Below are 17,008 nucleotides of genomic sequence, written 5' to 3'. Positions count from 1 at the left end.
TTGGCCGCTGGTTCTAGCCGGCCGCGTTTCGCGCGGCGATATCCGCTTCGTAGTAACGCGATGCAAGCAGAAACAGCACCGCTGCGCTCAGCGACATCAGGGGCGCAACACTGAGCGCCGTTCGCAGATTCGCCACGTCGGACAAAAGTCCAACCAGATAAGGCCCCGGCGCCGCGCCAAGCAGACTGACGCCCAGCACCGCGGTTGCCGTCACGGTGGCGTGAACAGCGGGATTGGTGACGTCGATCAGCATCGCCACCGCGGAGCCCCCATGCGCCGCCGCGAACAGCGCGCCGCCGATGAGCAGGACAAGCGCAACTGGACCAGGCGGCAACGCGAACGCCGCGAACAGCATCAGCCCGGAAATCAGCGCGTAAGCAGCAGGCACGAGCGCCCGATGGCGTGGCCGCCCCCGGCTCAACCAATCGGCCAGGCCACCGCCAAAGAGCATGCCCACACCCAGCACGAGCACCACCACCGCCGCGATCAAGCTCGCCTTTTTCGGGTCATAGCCGTAGAAGCGATTGAAATACGTTGGCATCCATGCGATCAAAATGGCCGGAATACCCATCTGCAGACCGAACGCGGCAAACGTGAAGTTGCCGGAGCGCGCAGCGAACACTTGCCTGAATACTTCGGCAAAACGCAGCCGCCTCTTGACGGATGCATCTGATTCACCCCGGTGCAAGGGAGGAACCTCGTAGTCGCGAACAAAGATGGGGTAAAGGATGGCGAGCAGCAGACCCGGTGCGCCGACGGCGAAAAACGCATAGCGCCAGCCGAACTGGCTCGCGACCGCACCGCCAATCACCACCCCCAGAACGGAGCCGAAAATGCCGCCCGATTGAAACGCCCCCAGCACCGCGGAGCGCTTGCCTTCGGGGAACGTGTGAGCGAGTAGCGCCGCGCCGGCCGCCGCGTAGGCGGCTTCGCCAAACCCGACCATGGCACGGGCGATGAGCATTTGCGTGTAGCTGGTCGCGAGTCCGCACGCGATCGTGGCGAAACACCAGACGAATGCCATCAACGTAATGCTTTTGACGCGCCCCCAACGGTCCGCGATGAACGACAACGGAATGGTCATCACGCCGACCACCAGCGACACGATACTGACGAGCGCGCCCAGTTGCGAATCCGAGACGCCCCACACCGGCTTGAGAAATGGAAAAACAGCGCCGACGGCCTGACGCGACAGGTAATCCGACAGAATCAAACCGAAGCTCAATGCGAACACGGTCCACGCGTAAGCCTTCGATCCCTGGAATGCGCTCGCGCCGCCGGCCCTGCGGACCTGGATCAGGTGAAGGGTTCTCATGCTGACTCCCTGCTGGATTCGTGTGCCGTCGAATCGTATCGGCCGGGCTCATACGAAGATGGAAGGTTCAACGCCGGGTCGGGATGCCCAAGACATAGCGCCGAGATAAGCCGTTGAACGCGTGTGCCGTAAGGTGGCCGAAACAGGCCGATCGGGAACCAGCGTTTCATTGTCAGTACGGACTTGCCGTGCGACAGGGATTTGAATCCCTCCGGCCCGCGCCAGCTTCCAGTTCCCGAGTTGCCGGTACCGCCGAACGGCAGGTCGCCCTGGAAAACATGCCATGCCCAATCGTTGACTGTCATACCGCCGGCGTGAACCTCCCGCTCGAGACGTTTGATTTCGTCCGCGTGCGTACCGTAGTAGTACAGCGCCAGCGGACGAGGTCGCGCCGTGACATACCGGATAGCTTCGTCCAGCGAATCGCAAGCCACCACAGGCAGTATCGGATTGAAGAGCTCTTCCTGCATGATGCGCATATCCGCTGTCACACCTGTCACGATCTGCATCGGCACGACTCGCCGGCCGTCTCCGGTGCCGCACGAGGCCACCGTGGCGCCCTTGGCAACCGCATCGTCGAGCAGTTCATGCACACGCTTCGCGTGACGATCGGACGCAATCCAGGTGTAATTCGGATCGTCGACCGGGTTGGGATACATCTGTTGAAACGCGCTCCGTGCGGCGGCAACGAACTCGTCGATCCGAGCGCGCGGCACCAAAGCGTAATCCGGTGCGACACAAGCCTGACCGGCATTGAAAGCCTTGCCGTGCGCGATCGAACGCGCTACGGCCGCGATGCTCGCAGACGCAGCGACGATGGCCGGCGACTTGCCGCCGAGTTCCAGCGTGACGGGTGTCAGGTTCGCCGAAGCCGCCCGCATGATCTCCTTGCCGACGGCCGGCGAACCCGTAAATACGATGTGATCGAACGGCAAACTCGCAAAGGCCTGTGCGACTTCCACGCCCCCGCCGAACACCGCCACCTGCTCTTCCGGAAATACTTCGGCCAGCATTTCGCGCACGACCGCCGTGCTGCGTGGCGAGAATTCCGACATCTTGATCATCACGCGATTGCCCGCGGCAAGCGCCATGATCATCGGTCCCACCGCCTCGACAACCGGAAAGTTCCACGCCGCAATCACGCCGACGACACCCTTGGGCTGGTAGACCACTTTGGCGCCGTTGGTGCGAAACAGCCAGTCGGTGCGCCGCTTTTGGGGTTTCATCCAGCGCCGCAGACTGGCGAGCGCGTGATCGATCTGCAGCGCTGGGAACATCACGTCCAGCATCTTGCATTCGAATTCGGAGCGGCGACCGAAATCGTCGCTCATCGCGCTTGCGAGCTGATCCTGGTAGCGGCTCAACGCCTCCCGCACCGCTTTCAACTCGCGTCTGCGTTGCTTCAGTTCCGGATAAGGGCTGGCGAGGCATGCATCACGCTGCCGGGCCAATACATCCTGCAGATTCTCAACGGCGTCATTCATCTCGGCAATCCCGTTCACCCTTGTTCTCGACGCGGCTTCGATCGAGTACTGATCCTACCTCACCGTGCGCTTCAGCCGGCACACCGCCGGCGCGTCGAAGCGACGGCGCTCACACCGATCGCCACTGCTCGCCCCAATACTTTTCCCGGACGTCTTTCTTGAGCAACTTACCCACGGCACTACGCGGCAAGTCGACCCAGAACTCGACGCTCTTCGGCGTCTTGGTGCTCCCCAGATGTTCCTTGCAGAGCGCCATGATCTCTTCTTCGGAGACGGTTTGCCCCGGCTTGCGTTGAACTACCGCTTTCACCGCCTCGCCCCATTTGTCATCCGGTACGCCGATCACGATGCAGTCGAGAACGGCGGGATGGCTCTGAATGACTTTCTCGATTTCGACGGGGAAAACATTGAAGCCGCCCGTGACGATCATGTCCTTGATGCGGTCCACGATGGTGATATAGCCACGCGAATCCCGCACGCCGACATCGGTGGTGTGGTGCCAGCCGAACGTCGAGACGGCAGCCGTGTCGTCCGGCTTTTTGTAGTAGCCCTGCATGACCATCGACGAGCGCACGACGATTTCGCCACGTTCGCCGGCGGGCAACAGATTGCCGGCTTCGTCCATGATGGCAAGACACGCCACGCCAACCGCTTTCCCGGCAGCCTTCACCACGTCTTCGTCGAAGCTGCCGTCATGCTTCAGGTAGTCGGCGGGACCTTTGACCAGGATCGGCACCAGCGTTTCGGTTTGCCCGAAGCTCTCGTACATGATCGGGCCGAACACGTGAACCGCTTCCTTGAACTTCTCCGGTGCGATAGGCGCCGCGCCGACAATGAACGCCTGCAGCGACGAGAAGTCCGTCTGCTTCGTCTGCGGATGCGCCAGCAGACCGTAGACCGCCGTGGGCGGCAGGTACAGATGCGTGACCTTTTCCGCTTCGATCACGCCCAGCAAGACCTCTGGATCGAAACTCGGCAAGATGATGTTGACCCCACCCTTGATCGTAAAGCCAAGGGCCAGCAGCCCTGCAGCATGCGTCAGCGGCGCCACGCACAAGTGCCGCGAACTGGACGTAATGCCGAAGGCCGAAGCGAGTCCCTGCCCCATGAATTCGAGGCTTCGATGCGTATGCACCGCGCCCTTGGACGGCCCGGTGGTACCGCCGGTCGGCTGCAGGAAAGCGCGCGTAGCCGGGTTTTCCGGCTGGTTGCGGAATGGCTTCCAGCAATCCTTGAGCCATTCATCCATCGACACGCCATGCTCGGATTCGCGGTCGATGCAGACATACAGCCTGGCTTTCGACAGCACAGCTTTCAGCACGGGAACGCTGCTTTCAAAATAGCTGTGAAAGAACACGATGTCGGTGTCGAAGTATTCGAGCACCTCGGCATTGGTCTCAACCGAATTGCGAATGTGGACGGACAACCACGCGGAGTCAGCCAGGTTGATACCCAGGTGCAGAAGGCTGACGCGGTAGTCGTTCGGCGCATAGATTGCCGCATGCGTGCCCGCGCCCGCTTCACGCGCGCGCGTCAACCCGTGAGCTACCGCGTGAACGTATTGTTGAGCTTCACCGTACGTCATGCGAGTGGCGCCATCGACAAAACCCAGGTTGTCCGGGTGAAGCGTCGCTACAGCGTCGAAATAGTCTGCCAATCTCATTTTATTCATTTCCTCCAGCACCAGCTTTGAAACGATCAGGGAACAACCAATCTTATTTCGCTCGCATGCGTGACGCCGCATCGAGACGAATGGTTTCGCCATTCAGGTAAGCGTTTTCGATGATGAACGCGCAGCAGTGAGCAAACTCCCGCATATCGCCTAGACGCCTGGGCGCTTCCATCTGCTCCTTGAGCATCGTCAGCACTTTCTCGTCGAGTGCCGCCACCATGCTCGTCATGAACAGGCCGGGAGCAATCGCGTTGACACGAACGCCGATCGCACCGAGTTCACGTGCGGCCGGCATGTTCAAACCGATAACGCCTGCCTTCGTCGCGGCATAGGCGCTCTGCCCGATCTGGCCTTCGTACGCAGCGCCGGAGGAGATGTTGATCACCACGCCACGCTCTTCGCCGCATTCCGCTTCGTTCGTCGCCATCTGCTCCGCGCATTTGGACATGACGTTGAACACGCCGTTGAGGTTGACCGCGGTCGTCTGTGCAAATTTGGCGAGGGGCGCGGCCTTGCCTTCCTTGCCCAGCACCTTGAACGGGGTCGGCACTGCCGCGCCGTTGATACAGACGTGAATGGCACCGAAGCGGGCCATCACCTCGCCGACCGACTTCTGCACCGACTCTTCGCTGCTGACGTCCGTCTGCACGAACATCGCGCGATCGGCGCCGATGTCCGCTACCGCCTTTTCGCCGGCTTCGACATTCAGATCGAAAATGGCAACACGGGCACCTTTTTCTTGCGTGAGGTAGAGCGCGGTGGCGAGGCCAAGCCCCGAAGCACCACCCGTGATAACGACGACTTTGTCCTGAATACGCATGAGAGTTCCGACTGGAAATTGAGAAATTGAAAGTGGTTCGTGCAGGCGGCGCTGGGCGCGCCGCCATGCATCAGAATGCGTTGACCCCGGTCAGCGCTCGCCCGATGATCAGTTGCTGGATCTGGCTCGTGCCCTCGGGAATCGGCGCAACAATCGCTTCGCGTGCCAGCTTCTCGACCAGGAACTCTTTGGTGACCCCGTTACCGCCGTGAATCTGCACAGCCTGGCGGGCGATTGTCACGGCAGCTTCACACGCGAAATATTTGGCCATCGCGGCTTCCATTTCGGCCGGCACGCCGGCTTCGATCATCGATGCCGCGCGTTGAGTCAGGAGGCGCGCCGCGTCGACATTCGTGGCCATTTCAGCCAGCATCGCGGAGATCAACTGGTGTCCCGCGATCACCTTGCCGTGCTGTTTGCGCTCCGTGGCATAGCGCGTCGCCTCTTCCAACGCACGCCGGGCGATACCCAGACCCTGGGCGGCAACGAAAACGCGCGAGCGTTCGAACATCGTCAGCGTGTTCTTCAGCGCCTCTCCTTCGTTGCCGAGCATGTTGCTCGCCGGAACGCGGACATCGGTGAGGAAAATCTGCGCGGTCGACTGGCTGTTCCAGGCGATCTTATGAATGTCCCGAACTTCGTACGGGTGCTCTTTACGGTCGAGCAGAAAGTGCGTCAGGCCGCGGCGCGGATCGTCACCGGTCCGGCATGTGCAAATCAAAATGTCCGAATAGGCACCATTACTGATCCAGGTCTTCTCGCCATTGATGATGTAATGATCCCCATCCCGCCGAGCCCGCGTCTTGATCTCCAGCACGTTGGAGCCGACGTCCGGTTCCGAGATACCCGCGCTGCAAAACAATTCGCCTTTGAGCAGCCCCGGCAGATAGCGCTCACGCAGATGCGCAGGGGCCAGCCTCGCAACCATTTGCGCGCAGAAACTATTGATCAGCACCGGCACCGACAAATCGATCGAGGTGGCCGCCACTTCTTCGAACAGCATGATCATCGTGAGCCAATCGAGGCCCAGGCCGCCATGTTCTTCGCCGACGACACCCGAGATCAGGCCGAACTGGGTGAGCTCACGCATGAACTCGCCCATCTGTTCCTTCGGCACGAACCTGTCGCGATACTCCTTGTTGAACAGCGGATCGGCTTTGTCTGCCAGATAGCGCCGCAATCCGTCTACCGCGCCTTGCTGCTCTTCCGTTCTGAATACGTGTCCCATCTTCTCGGCTTCCCTGAATGACTTACTGTTTGGCGAGGATCGTCACGGCCACAACGGCTTCTTCAATACCGTAGAGACCGCCACCGTTTTCCTGGATCGCGACGCGGGCGTTGTCCACCTGGCGCTTGCCCGCTTCTCCGCGCAACTGGGTCACCAGTTCGTGGATCTGGCCGAGACCGGTTGCACCGATCGGGTGCCCCTTCGATTCCAGACCGCCGGAAGGGTTGATCGGCATGCAGCCGCCGACCGTAAAATCGCCTCGCCCGGCCGCCGGGCCGCCTTCGCCGAAAGGCACCAGCATCAGCGACTCGGCATTGAGAATTTCACCAATCGCGCAAGCGTCGTGAACCTCTGCGACATCGACGTCGGCAGGCGCGACGCCAGCCTGTTCGTAGGCCCGTTTGGCCGCGAGATGGGCAACGATTTTGTGCGGTTCATCGAGGCCGCGTGTCGTACCGGTTTGCACGATGCTGGCGAGTACACGCACCGCGCGGCGCGCCGCGCCCTCGAGTCGCTTCAGGCCCGCCGCATTGCACAGCACGACCGCAGCCGCGCCGTCGCTGATGGGGGAGCACATCAACGTGGTCAACGGATAGGCGATCGGCGGCGACGCCAATACTTCCTCGATACTGAAGGGCTGTTGAAACTGTGCCAGCGGGTTGTGCACCGAGTGTTGATGGTTCTTCGCGGCGACGGCCGCGATCTGCCGCTGGGTGGTGCCGTAACGCAGCATGTGGTTGCGGCTGATGGCGGCGTACACGTCCATGAAAACGCTGTACGGGCGCTCCGACATGGTGCCCGGCGGCGGCGTCACGCCCTCGCCCATGGCGAGCAGCGTCTCTTTGTTACGCTCCACCGTCGACACGTCCCAGCCGCCGTCGAACGCCGCGAACATCTTCGCCTTGTCCGGAATATTCATCTTCTCCGCGCCGACGGCCAGCGCGATATCGCAGCTGCCCGAGCGCAACGCCAGCGTCGCCAGATTGAATGCCGACGAACCCGTGGCGCAGGCGTTTTCCACCGTAAACACCGGTACGCCCTCAATCCCGAGGCGGCGCATCGCAATCGGACCCGGGATCGCGGTTTGGCCTTGAAACTGGCCATTCGTCATGGTTCCGTAATACGCGGCGCCGATGTCAGCCGTGCTGCAGCCCGCATCTTTCAACGCAAGCGTTACGGCTTCCCCCACCAGGTCATACACGGACTTTTCAAGCAGGCGCCCAAAGGCAGTCATGCCGACGCCGGCCACATAGATATCGTTCATGTTTCTGTTCCCGTTACGATTTGATTCAGCGGCCCTGGAACTGGGGCGCGCGCTTTTCGGCGAAGGCCTGCAAGCCTTCGTTGAAGTCGAATGTGCGCATGTGTTGACGCAGCATCACCTGTTCGTGCAGCAACGCGTCGTCGCGCGTTTTGTCGGCGGATTGGCGTGCCACTTCTTTCATGCGGCGCAGCGCAATCGGGCTCTTACGCGCGATGTGCGTGGCCAGCTTCATCACGGCGTCAGCCAGGGCCGCATCCGGATGCACTTCGCAGACAAGGCCACATGCCTTCATCTCGGTGGCCGACAGGGACTTGCCGGTCAACAGCAAATACATGGCCATGTTGAGCGGAATGAGCCGCGGCAGCACAGCCGCGCCACCTGCGCCCGGATACACGCCGAAGTTGGCGTGTGCATCGGCAAGCGTGGCGCTCTCCGCGGCGACGACCAGGTCGGCGCACATCGCCAGTTCAAGACCGCCGGCCATCGTGACGCCGTTCAACGCTGCGATCACGGGCTTCGGGAAGTTGCGCAGACGCCCGAACACCTGGTTCGCACGATCGAGAAAATCCGCTTCGCCGGGGCCGAGGTGTTGGCCCGCCAGGACTTCCTTCAGGTCGGCGCCGGCACAGAAGGCCGCCCCGGCACCGGTGAGAACGAGCACGCGCATTTCATTGTCGGCTGCGATCTCAGTCAGCCGGCGATCCAGCTCCGCGAGCACGGCCAGATTCAGCGAATTCATCGCCTTCGGGCGATTCAGCGTCAAACGGGCGACAGACCCCTCGGCCTGGTACAACAGAACGTCTTCGTTCATGACATCTCCATACTTTTTTAGTGATCAGGACGCTCGACGAATGCGCCGCCCTCAAGAAATTGGCGAGTGTGCTGATCGTAGGGAGAACTGCCGCGCGCAACAGGTCATTGGAATGAAGACGCAGGTCCCGGCGATATATCGCGCGGGACGGTGCCTCAGAGAGCGGGCAGCAATTGCCCGATTTCGCTTTCGCTCATGCCAGCGGCGCGAAGCATCTCGACGCCGTGCTCGCCACGCTTCGGCACGGCGCTGACGGAGGCAGACGGGGTCGCGGAGAAGCGCGGCGCCGGTGCGGCCTGCAATATCCCGTCGCGCTCGACATAGACGCCACGCGCTGCCATATGCGGATGCGCCATGGCTTCGAGCGGCGTCAGCACCGGCGCGAAACAGGCATCGCTGCCTTCGAGCAGGCTGACCCAATGCTGCCGAGGCTGGGTGACGAACAAGGCGGCCAGTCGTTCGCGCAGCGCGCCCCAGCGATGCGGGTGATAGGGCTGCCTGAAATCCGGATCCTCGCCCAGCCCCAGCTTGTTGAAGAGCAGCGCATTAAATTGCGGCTCCAGCGCCTGCACGCTGACGAAATGACCGTCGGCACATGCGTAGGTGCCGCTCCAGTGCGGGCCATCCAGAAGACCGCGGCCGCGTTCGATGGGTTGATGCCCCGCGGCGTGCACCGACAGCAACAGGTTCATCAGATTGGCGCTGCCGTCGACGATGGCGGCATCCACCACTTGCCCACAGCCCGTGCGACGCGCGCTCAGAATGCCTGCGAGGACGCCCATTGCCAGATACAGCGCACCGCCACCCAGATCGCCCAATAGCGTCGGCGGTGGCATAGGCGGCCTGCCGGGCTCGCCTGCGAACCAGAGCGCGCCGGAGAGCGCGACGTAGTTCAGGTCGTGTCCGGCCGCCTGTGCCAGCGGCCCCGTCTGGCCCCACCCGGTCATGCGCCCGTACACGAGGCGCGGATTGCGCGTCAGGCAGACGTCCGGTCCCAGACCGAGTCGCTCGAGCACGCCGGGACGCATCCCTTCGATCAGTGCGTCCGCGCCGTCGATCAGCCGCAGAACGGCGTCGATCGCGCGCGCGTCCTTGAGATCCAGCGCGATGGACTGCTTGCCGCGATTGACGATGGCGCTCTTGCCGAGATCGAGCATGCCGCCGCCGTCAACGTCGGCGCGTTCGATCAGAATGACCTCGGCGCCCATGTCGGCGAGCAACATGCCGCAAAAAGGCGCCGGCCCGATACCCGCTATTTCCACGACGCGGATTCCGTCGAGAACACCCATGGTTCTGTTCCTCGAAGATAAAGATGATGAGCTGTCGCAGCGCGCGGCGAACGGTGAAACGAGGCGAAATGGCGCTGTGCCTTTCGCCGCTTGACCGAAGCCGCCGCGTCTCTAGTTTTTTGTGCCGCTCGGTCGCGCTTTCATGAGGGGCATCCAGTGCAGCACGCCGAACAGAAGCGTCAGAAGCACACTGAGCACCAGCGGCCCCCGATACCGCCGCACTCGCTCGAACGCGAAGACGACTTCAAGCGCATGGATAAACAGAAATGTCATCGCCACAAGCTCAAAAGCATGTGCGAGTCCGTTTGTCGGTCCGGGCAAAACGACGCTTGCCAGCCCGAATCCATAGATGACGAGGCACGCAGACTTCAGGACGCGCAGCATTTGCCCTCCCGGGTAGCGGCCAGCGCCGCTGCCTTGATCATGTCAGCGGCTTTCTCCGCGATCATGATGGTCGGCGCATTGGTGTTGCCGGACACGATGTTCGGCATGATCGACGCGTCGACGACGCGCAGGCCCCGCACCCCTCTTACGCGCAATTGATCGTCGACCACATCGAGCGCGCCGTTACCCATGCGACAGGTTCCGACAGGGTGATAAGCGCAGTCAGCGTGATCGCGAATGAATGCTTCGATCTGCGCATCGGTCTGTGCGCGAGCCGAGTTTCTGGATTCCTTACCGCCGAATCGCGCCAGCGCCGGCTGGCGCATGATTCCACGCACCAGTTTGAACGCGCGAATCAGACGGCTCACGTCATCCTGATCGGCAAGGAAATTCGTGTCGATCAGCGGCGGCGCCAGCGGATCGGCGCTCGCCAATGAGACGCTGCCCCGGGATTTGGGACGCAACAGGCCACAGTGAACCGAGTATCCATTGCCGATCAGGATCTTTCGACCGTGATCGATCAGCTTTGCAACGATGAATACGAGTTGCACATCCGGGCGCGTTTCTTCCGGCAGCGTCTTCACAAAGCCCGTGCCCTCCGCGAAGTTGGACGTCAGCACACCCCGTCGATATTTCATCCAGGTGCGAATGCCCTTCGCGACGGACCACACACCTGACAGCGACAGGCCGAACAGCCCTCGCGACGCCCCGGCTTCGTAACTGTGAACGATATCGATATGGTCCTGCAGGTTCTGGCCCACGCCCGGTGAATCGTGGACCACGGCAATGCCGTGCTGCTGCAAATGCGCGGCAGGCCCGATGCCCGACAACATCAGGATGTGGGGCGACTGCAAGGCGCCCGCCGACAACAGGACTTCCTGCGTGGCTTTCAGGACCTTGACCTCGCGCCCTTGCCGATACTCGACGCCGACCGCGCGCTTGCCCTCCATCAAGATTCGCGTGGCATGCGCGCCAGTGATGACCTGCAGGTTCGGCCGGCTGAGATTCGGTGTCAGGAACGCTTTGGCGGTACTGCAACGCTCGCCGTTCTTTTGCGTGACCTGCGTCAGCCCCACACCCAACTGGCGATCGCCATTGAAGTCAGGATTGGACGAGTGACCTGCCTGCACGCCCGCCTCGACGAATGCTCTTGCATAGACGCTCGGTTCCAGCACATCCGCTACGTTGAGCGGACCGCCGGCGCCGTGATATGGATTGCTGCCCCAGAACTCGTTGTTCTCCGACTTCCTGAAGTACGGCAACACCTCGGCATAACGCCAGCCGACGTTGCCCTCTTCTGCCCAGCCGTCATAGTCGGCCTGGTCTCCACGGATATACATCATCCCGTTGATCGAACTACTCCCGCCCAACGCCTTGCCGCGAGGCTGGTAGCCGATGCGACCGTTAAGCCCGGGATTGGGAATCGTGTCAAATGCCCAATTGAAGATGCGATACGGGATCAACGCTGCAAGACCGGCCGGACATTGAATCAGCGCACTGTTATCGGCTGCGCCCGCTTCGAGCAGGCAAACCCGAACCCTTGGGTCCTCGCTCAGACGGGCTGCCAGCACGCAGCCCGCCGACCCACCGCCAACGACGATGTAGTCGATCATGGCAGGTACACGATATGCACGTCGTTGATCTGGCCGTTGAATCTGAACGGCGCGCGGTCACGATAGTCCAGCGTAACCGGACACCCGAGGTCGACGCCGACATTGAAGGTTTCGCTCGCGCTGAACGCAAGCGGGACGGTGAACGGTGTCGTGCCTCGCGCCACTTCCACGCCGTCGACGCCCATCACCAGGGTTGCAGGCGCGCCGGGTGCCGGTCCGCTCATCACGGTCTCGAGATCGAGCCGATGCGAACCCGGCGCAATCCTGTCCGGTGAACGTAAGCGTGTTCTCACCACGCCCAGGAAGTTGTATTCGTAGTGCAGGTAGCCGTCGTTCATATAGAGCACCAGACCGCCGGCGACGGCGCCCAGCGAATAGAGCACGCCGCTGCCAACCGCTGCCACCTCGACGTCGACCGTTACCCGGTTGTTGCGCGCGCGCAGATTGGGCGCACAAAATTCCGGCAGACGCGTGACCTCCGTGTTGAAGTGCCATTCGGTCTGAGTCGTTCCCACGCGCGCATCGGGATTTAGAAGAGGCCCTAAGCCCGCGCCGATCGGATAAACGTGATTGGCGCGCGCCTCGCTATCGAACTTCTGCTTCAATTCCGCAAGCTTTTGCGGGTAGTCGCGCGAAATATCATTCGACTGCGAATAGTCGCCGTCGAGCTTGTACAAGGCCCAGACGTCTTCCTCCGGATTCCAGTTCGCATAGGCCGCGTAGGCACCCGGCAGCCAGGGTACGCGTGGTCCGAAAACAGACGCCATCCAGCCTTCGGAGTAGATCCCGCGGCTGCCGAACACTTCGAAGTACTGATGCGTTTTCTGCGTGGCCGCGTCGCGGTTGGCGAACGTATACGCGAGGCTCACGCCATCCAGCGGATCCTGTTTCAGGCCATTGACCGACTCCGGCGGCGTAATGCCGATGACGTCGTAAATCGTCGGCGCGATATCGTTGACATGGTGGAACTGCCCGCGCACGTTGGCATCGGCCTTGATGCCCTTGGGCCAGGACACCGCCATGGGAACACGGGTGCCGCCGAAATAACCCGCCACCAGCTTGGTGCCCTGGAACGGACTTTCTCCGGCCCAGGCCCAGCCGGCGTGATACATGTTCGCTACCTTCGGCCCTCCCAATGCCGGCAGGCCGCCGTATTCCTCGTCGAGGATTTTCATCTGTTGCGCGAAGGGCATCGGCACGCCGTTGAGTGTCAGCATCTCGTTGATGGTGCCGCTCCAGCCTTCAGAGGACGCGCCGTTATCCGACAACACGTAAAAGATCATCGTGTTGTCACGCAGGCCCAGCCGCTCCAGTTCATCCACGACCTTGCCGGCCTGGGTGTCGGCATGCTCGAGGAAACCGGCGTACACCTCCATCAGGCGCGCCTGGAATCTTTTCTCATCGTCGCCGAGGCTATCCCATGCGGGCATCGTGTCGGGGCGCGGCGTCAGCACGCTGTCGGCCGGAATCCAGCCGAGCGCTTTCTGACGCCGGAAGGCCTGCGCGCGGTAGACGTCCCAGCCGGCGTCGAATTGCCCCTTGTACTTATCCGACCACTCACCGAAGACCTGGTGCGGGCCGTGCACCGCGCCCGGCGCCCAATACATCAGAAACGGCTTGTCCGGCGCCAACGCATGTTGCTGGCGCAACCAGCTCGTGGCCTGCGCCGCCAGGTCTTCGCTCAGGTGATAGTTCGGATCGTCGGGCCGTTCGATCGGGGTGGTGTTGCGATACAGATTCGGCTCGTACTGCGAGGACTCCGCACCCATGAAGCCGTAAAAATGATCGAAGCCACACCCGGTCGGCCAGCGGTCGAAGGGGCCTGCGGCAGAGACGTCCTGGGCAGGCGTGTTATGCCACTTCCCGAATGCGGCGGTGCTGTAGCCATAGTGCTGGAGCACCTCCGGGATGGTCGCCGAAGTCTTCGGAATCTCGCCGGTGTAGCCGTCGAAATCGCTCGCCAGCTCGGTGATGGTCCCGGATTCGACGCGATGGTGGTTACGCCCCGTCAGCAGCGACGCACGGGTCGCCGAGCAGATCGCGGTGGTGTGAAAGGCGTTGTAGCGCACGCCGGAATCGGCAATCCGGCTGAGCGTCGGCGTATGAATCGCGCCGCCGACGGTATCGGCGTGTGCAAAGCCTACGTCGTCCAGCATGATGATCAGGACATTCGGCGCATCCGCGCGCAAATGGCTGGCTTTGCTGCGCCACTGATGCCTGGACTCGGCGAGCGTACGTCCGGCGGCACTGGCGGTCGGCGTTTTGGGAAACGGCAGAGCCTGCGTTCCTGCCGCAGCCGCGCTGGTGAGATAGGGCTGCGCGATCGAGCCCGTCTCTTCCGCAGACGGCTCCGTCGGATCGGAAGCGGCTGCCGCAGGGTTGGTTTCGCGGGTCATGATGGTCTCCTGTCATTGACTGAAACGTGACGCCAGACGCCGGATAGCGGGTCTGCGGGTCATGGACAAATCGGAGGCATTTTATGAACGGCATCCCGCGAGACGCTGGTCTTTGAAGACAATCCAATGGTCTTGCGCGTTGCGCTGTGAGCAACCTGGCTGACGAGGCGGGTAAACACTGACGGAAAGCCAGACGCACGCCAGAAGCACTTCAGGTGGTTTAACCTTCATGCAGATCGGCAGATGATGCGTATATCGATCCCTGACCTGGCATTTACGCCGATGGGTATGCCACGCGATCGCGGCTACCCTATCGCGATGTCGACGCAATAGCATCGCCGCTCAAGCGTATTTCTTCCACAGACTGCCTGCCGGCAATTGACAGCAAACCGGTTGAGCAATGATTGCCGTCCATCATGCAGAGAATCACCCCCTCCCGCTTCGACAGCGAAGCCGTTCTCACGACGATCGGTGGATACGCACTGGCGATTTCACGCGCCCTCGAGCACAACGGGGTCGATAGTGCCCGGATCTTTCAAGCGGCCGGCATCGAGCCGTCGCTGATGAAGAACGATCCCATGACGCGGCTGCCGGTCGCCACGATGGCCAGGCTTTATAAGGTCTGTGTGGACGTGACCCACAACCCCTACTTCGGATTGACGGTCGCAAAGTTCATCCACGTTTCGAATTTGCACGCACTCGGCTACGCGCTCGCCGCCAGTTCAAACCTGATGGCATTCTGCCAACGGCTGGAACGTTTCTTCAGGCTCGCTTCGCAGGCCTGCGAAATCAATATTGTTGAAAACGGCGACGAGGTCTCGCTACGCATGAAACTGCTGGTGCCCGTGTGCGCCGAGACGGAAGATGCATTGATGGGCTTTGTCGTGCTTTCCATGCGCCAGCTTTACAACGCCGATTTCAATCCTGTGCGCGTGGCGTTCTCTCATGCGATGCCGCGCGAAGGTAGCGGGCCCTATGAGAAGCTATTTCGGGCACCCGTCGATTTTGAACAGGCGGCCCCGGAACTCGTGTTTTCGAAACCGGAACTGCAACAGCCACTGGCCGGCGCGTGTGCTGAACTCGCACAACTGCACGACAACCTCGCCATTAGCTATATCGCCCGTCTCGACAAACACGATGTGGTGAGCACAGTGCGGCAGAAAATCATTGAGTATCTGCCCAACGGGGACTGCTCAAGAGACAAAGTCGCCAGTGCCATGTGCATCAGCCCGACCACTTTGCAGTTCAAGCTCTCGCAGCACGATACCAATTTCAATGAGCTGCTCGACGCGACACGCAAGGAATTGGCGTCCAGCTATGTGCAGCAGTCGGCGTTGTCGATTACCGAAATCACGTTTCTGCTTGGGTTTAGCGACTCGAGCAACTTCACTCGCGCGTTCAAGCGCTGGGAAGGCGTTTCGCCGAGCGACTATCGCAGGGACGCAAGGATTCAGGGCGCGTAACGGTTTGCTTCCATCGCACCTTGAGTATGTCTAGACCTTGCGCTCAGTGGCCGTATCCAGTCCGTCATCACCATCGCGGCGTGAGAATCTGCGCTGCAAAAGCAGGAGCAGTGGCGTCGAGACCATCGAGAGTGCGACCACCAGTGTCACGAGCGACGAAAGACGCTGGTCGACGACACGCGCCGCCAGTGACGCTGCCATCACCACAAAGGCGAACTCACCACCTTGCGAAAGCAGCACTGAAAAATAGCCGCGTTGCGACGCCGGTACCTCGAAGCGGCTCGCCAGAAACCACTGCGCAATAGTCTTGATGCCGACGAGTGCCACCACGAGCCCCACCACCAGCACGGGCTCGCGCGCCAACACGCCGAAATCGATCGACATACCGACGGCGATGAAGAACAAGCCGAGCAACAGACCCTTGAACGGGGCGATATCGGCTTCGATCTCATGGCGAAATTCGGAGTCCGCGAGCATCACGCCGGCGACGAACGCACCCATCGACATGGATAAATGCACGCTCTCCATGAGTAGTGCGATACCGATCACCCAGAGCAGCGCAAACGCCGTGAAGATCTCGCGAACGCCGGCGCGCGAGATTGCAGGCAACACCGCTTTCAGCACATAGCGGCCGGCCACCACCACGATTCCCAGCATCGCGATTGCCTTGATGGCCATAAGCCAGCCCGGCTCTGCGGCGGCGGTGGCCACCGACGGCCCGAGTAGCGGTAGAAGCGCGATCAGCGGAATGGCGGCCATGTCCTGAAACAGCAGGATGCCGAAGCCGGCGCGGCCGGTCGGCGTGTCCATCAGATTGCGCTGCTGAAGCTCGCCGATCACCATCGCCGTCGACGACAACGCAAGCGCGAGCCCGCCCGTCAACGCGATACGCCACGGCGCACCGTATAACAGAAAGGTTGACGTCAGCACGGCCGCGCAGAGGATCATCTGCATCGCACCGTAACCGAAGATGCTGCGCCGCATGGCCCACAGCAATTCCACGCGCATTTCGAGGCCGATCACGAACATCATCAGCACGATGCCCAACTCGGCGAAGTGAAGAATGGCATCGACGTCAGTCACGAGCCTCAACACCCACGGTCCGATCACGATGCCGGCCACCAGATAGCCGAGCACCGCGCCGAAACCGAGCCGCGTAGCGAGCGGAACCGCGATCAATGCGGCGATGAGAAAAATGACCACATCGATCAGCAACTTTGTCATGGGCGGCTCTCCTGATCGCGCGTCGCCCGGTATTGCAGCCGGATT

Annotated in this window: 13 protein-coding genes; 1 reads left to right on the top strand and 12 read right to left on the bottom strand. The window is 61.6% G+C overall.

The genetic code is table 11. The features are described 5' to 3' along the window. Nucleotides 1-13: 13 nt before the first annotated feature. The 11 genes from PQR53_RS03800 to PQR53_RS03750 all read right to left on the bottom strand — a co-directional run bounded on the left by PQR53_RS03800 (nucleotide 14) and on the right by PQR53_RS03750 (nucleotide 14,276). A complete protein-coding gene (locus tag PQR53_RS03800) occupies nucleotides 14-1,315 on the bottom strand; it encodes an MFS transporter (RefSeq protein ID WP_408451256.1) in 1,302 nt (433 codons plus the stop codon). Beyond that, nucleotides 1,312-2,799 carry an aldehyde dehydrogenase family protein gene (locus PQR53_RS03795; RefSeq protein WP_408451255.1) on the bottom strand — a complete coding sequence of 496 codons (1,488 nt, stop codon included), beginning with the start codon at nucleotides 2,797-2,799 and terminating at the stop codon, nucleotides 1,312-1,314. Before PQR53_RS03795 ends, PQR53_RS03800 begins: the two co-directional genes overlap by 4 nt. Nucleotides 2,800-2,908: 109 nt before the next feature. Continuing rightward, the gene (locus tag PQR53_RS03790; protein WP_408451254.1) at nucleotides 2,909-4,462 is read right to left on the bottom strand and encodes a class I adenylate-forming enzyme family protein; all 1,554 of its coding nucleotides are present in this window, start codon (nucleotides 4,460-4,462) and stop codon (nucleotides 2,909-2,911) included. Nucleotides 4,463-4,514: 52 nt separating this feature from the next. Further along, nucleotides 4,515-5,291: an SDR family NAD(P)-dependent oxidoreductase gene (locus PQR53_RS03785; protein ID WP_408451253.1), complete on the bottom strand. Its 777-nt coding sequence runs from the start codon at nucleotides 5,289-5,291 to the stop codon at nucleotides 4,515-4,517. Nucleotides 5,292-5,361: 70 nt separating this feature from the next. Further along, complete coding sequence (locus PQR53_RS03780) at nucleotides 5,362-6,519, bottom strand: acyl-CoA dehydrogenase family protein (protein ID WP_408451252.1); 1,158 nt, start codon at nucleotides 6,517-6,519, stop codon at nucleotides 5,362-5,364. A gap of 22 nt (nucleotides 6,520-6,541) precedes the next feature. After that, nucleotides 6,542-7,783 carry a thiolase family protein gene (locus PQR53_RS03775; RefSeq protein WP_408451251.1) on the bottom strand — a complete coding sequence of 414 codons (1,242 nt, stop codon included), beginning with the start codon at nucleotides 7,781-7,783 and terminating at the stop codon, nucleotides 6,542-6,544. A gap of 25 nt (nucleotides 7,784-7,808) precedes the next feature. Further along, nucleotides 7,809-8,594 carry an enoyl-CoA hydratase/isomerase family protein gene (locus tag PQR53_RS03770; RefSeq protein ID WP_408451250.1) on the bottom strand — a complete coding sequence of 262 codons (786 nt, stop codon included), beginning with the start codon at nucleotides 8,592-8,594 and terminating at the stop codon, nucleotides 7,809-7,811. 155 nt (nucleotides 8,595-8,749) lie between these two features. Beyond that, nucleotides 8,750-9,883: a CaiB/BaiF CoA transferase family protein gene (locus PQR53_RS03765; RefSeq protein ID WP_408451249.1), complete on the bottom strand. Its 1,134-nt coding sequence runs from the start codon at nucleotides 9,881-9,883 to the stop codon at nucleotides 8,750-8,752. A 111-nt stretch (nucleotides 9,884-9,994) separates the two neighbouring features. Further along, nucleotides 9,995-10,267 (bottom strand): hypothetical protein, encoded by a 273-nt coding sequence (locus tag PQR53_RS03760; protein ID WP_408451248.1) that lies wholly within the window; start codon nucleotides 10,265-10,267, stop codon nucleotides 9,995-9,997. Then, a complete protein-coding gene (locus PQR53_RS03755) occupies nucleotides 10,252-11,880 on the bottom strand; it encodes a GMC family oxidoreductase (protein ID WP_408451247.1) in 1,629 nt (542 codons plus the stop codon). Before PQR53_RS03755 ends, PQR53_RS03760 begins: the two co-directional genes overlap by 16 nt. After that, nucleotides 11,877-14,276 carry an arylsulfatase gene (locus PQR53_RS03750; RefSeq protein ID WP_408451246.1) on the bottom strand — a complete coding sequence of 800 codons (2,400 nt, stop codon included), beginning with the start codon at nucleotides 14,274-14,276 and terminating at the stop codon, nucleotides 11,877-11,879. The genes PQR53_RS03755 and PQR53_RS03750 overlap by 4 nt, the downstream gene beginning before the upstream one ends. A 416-nt stretch (nucleotides 14,277-14,692) precedes the next feature. Between PQR53_RS03750 and PQR53_RS03745 the strand changes: the two genes are divergently transcribed. Next, a complete protein-coding gene (locus tag PQR53_RS03745) occupies nucleotides 14,693-15,739 on the top strand; it encodes an AraC family transcriptional regulator (RefSeq protein ID WP_408451245.1) in 1,047 nt (348 codons plus the stop codon). 30 nt (nucleotides 15,740-15,769) lie between these two features. On the opposite strand, the gene PQR53_RS03740 is transcribed toward PQR53_RS03745, so the two are convergent. Next, entirely contained in the window at nucleotides 15,770-16,963 is a 1,194-nt protein-coding gene (locus PQR53_RS03740; protein ID WP_408451244.1) for a monovalent cation:proton antiporter-2 (CPA2) family protein, read from the bottom strand. Nucleotides 16,964-17,008 lie beyond the last annotated feature (45 nt).

The organism is Paraburkholderia fungorum (assembly GCF_046027605.1).
Classification (GTDB): Bacteria; Pseudomonadota; Gammaproteobacteria; order Burkholderiales; family Burkholderiaceae; genus Paraburkholderia; species Paraburkholderia fungorum_F.
This window is presented reverse-complemented; position numbering and strand designations above follow the sequence as displayed.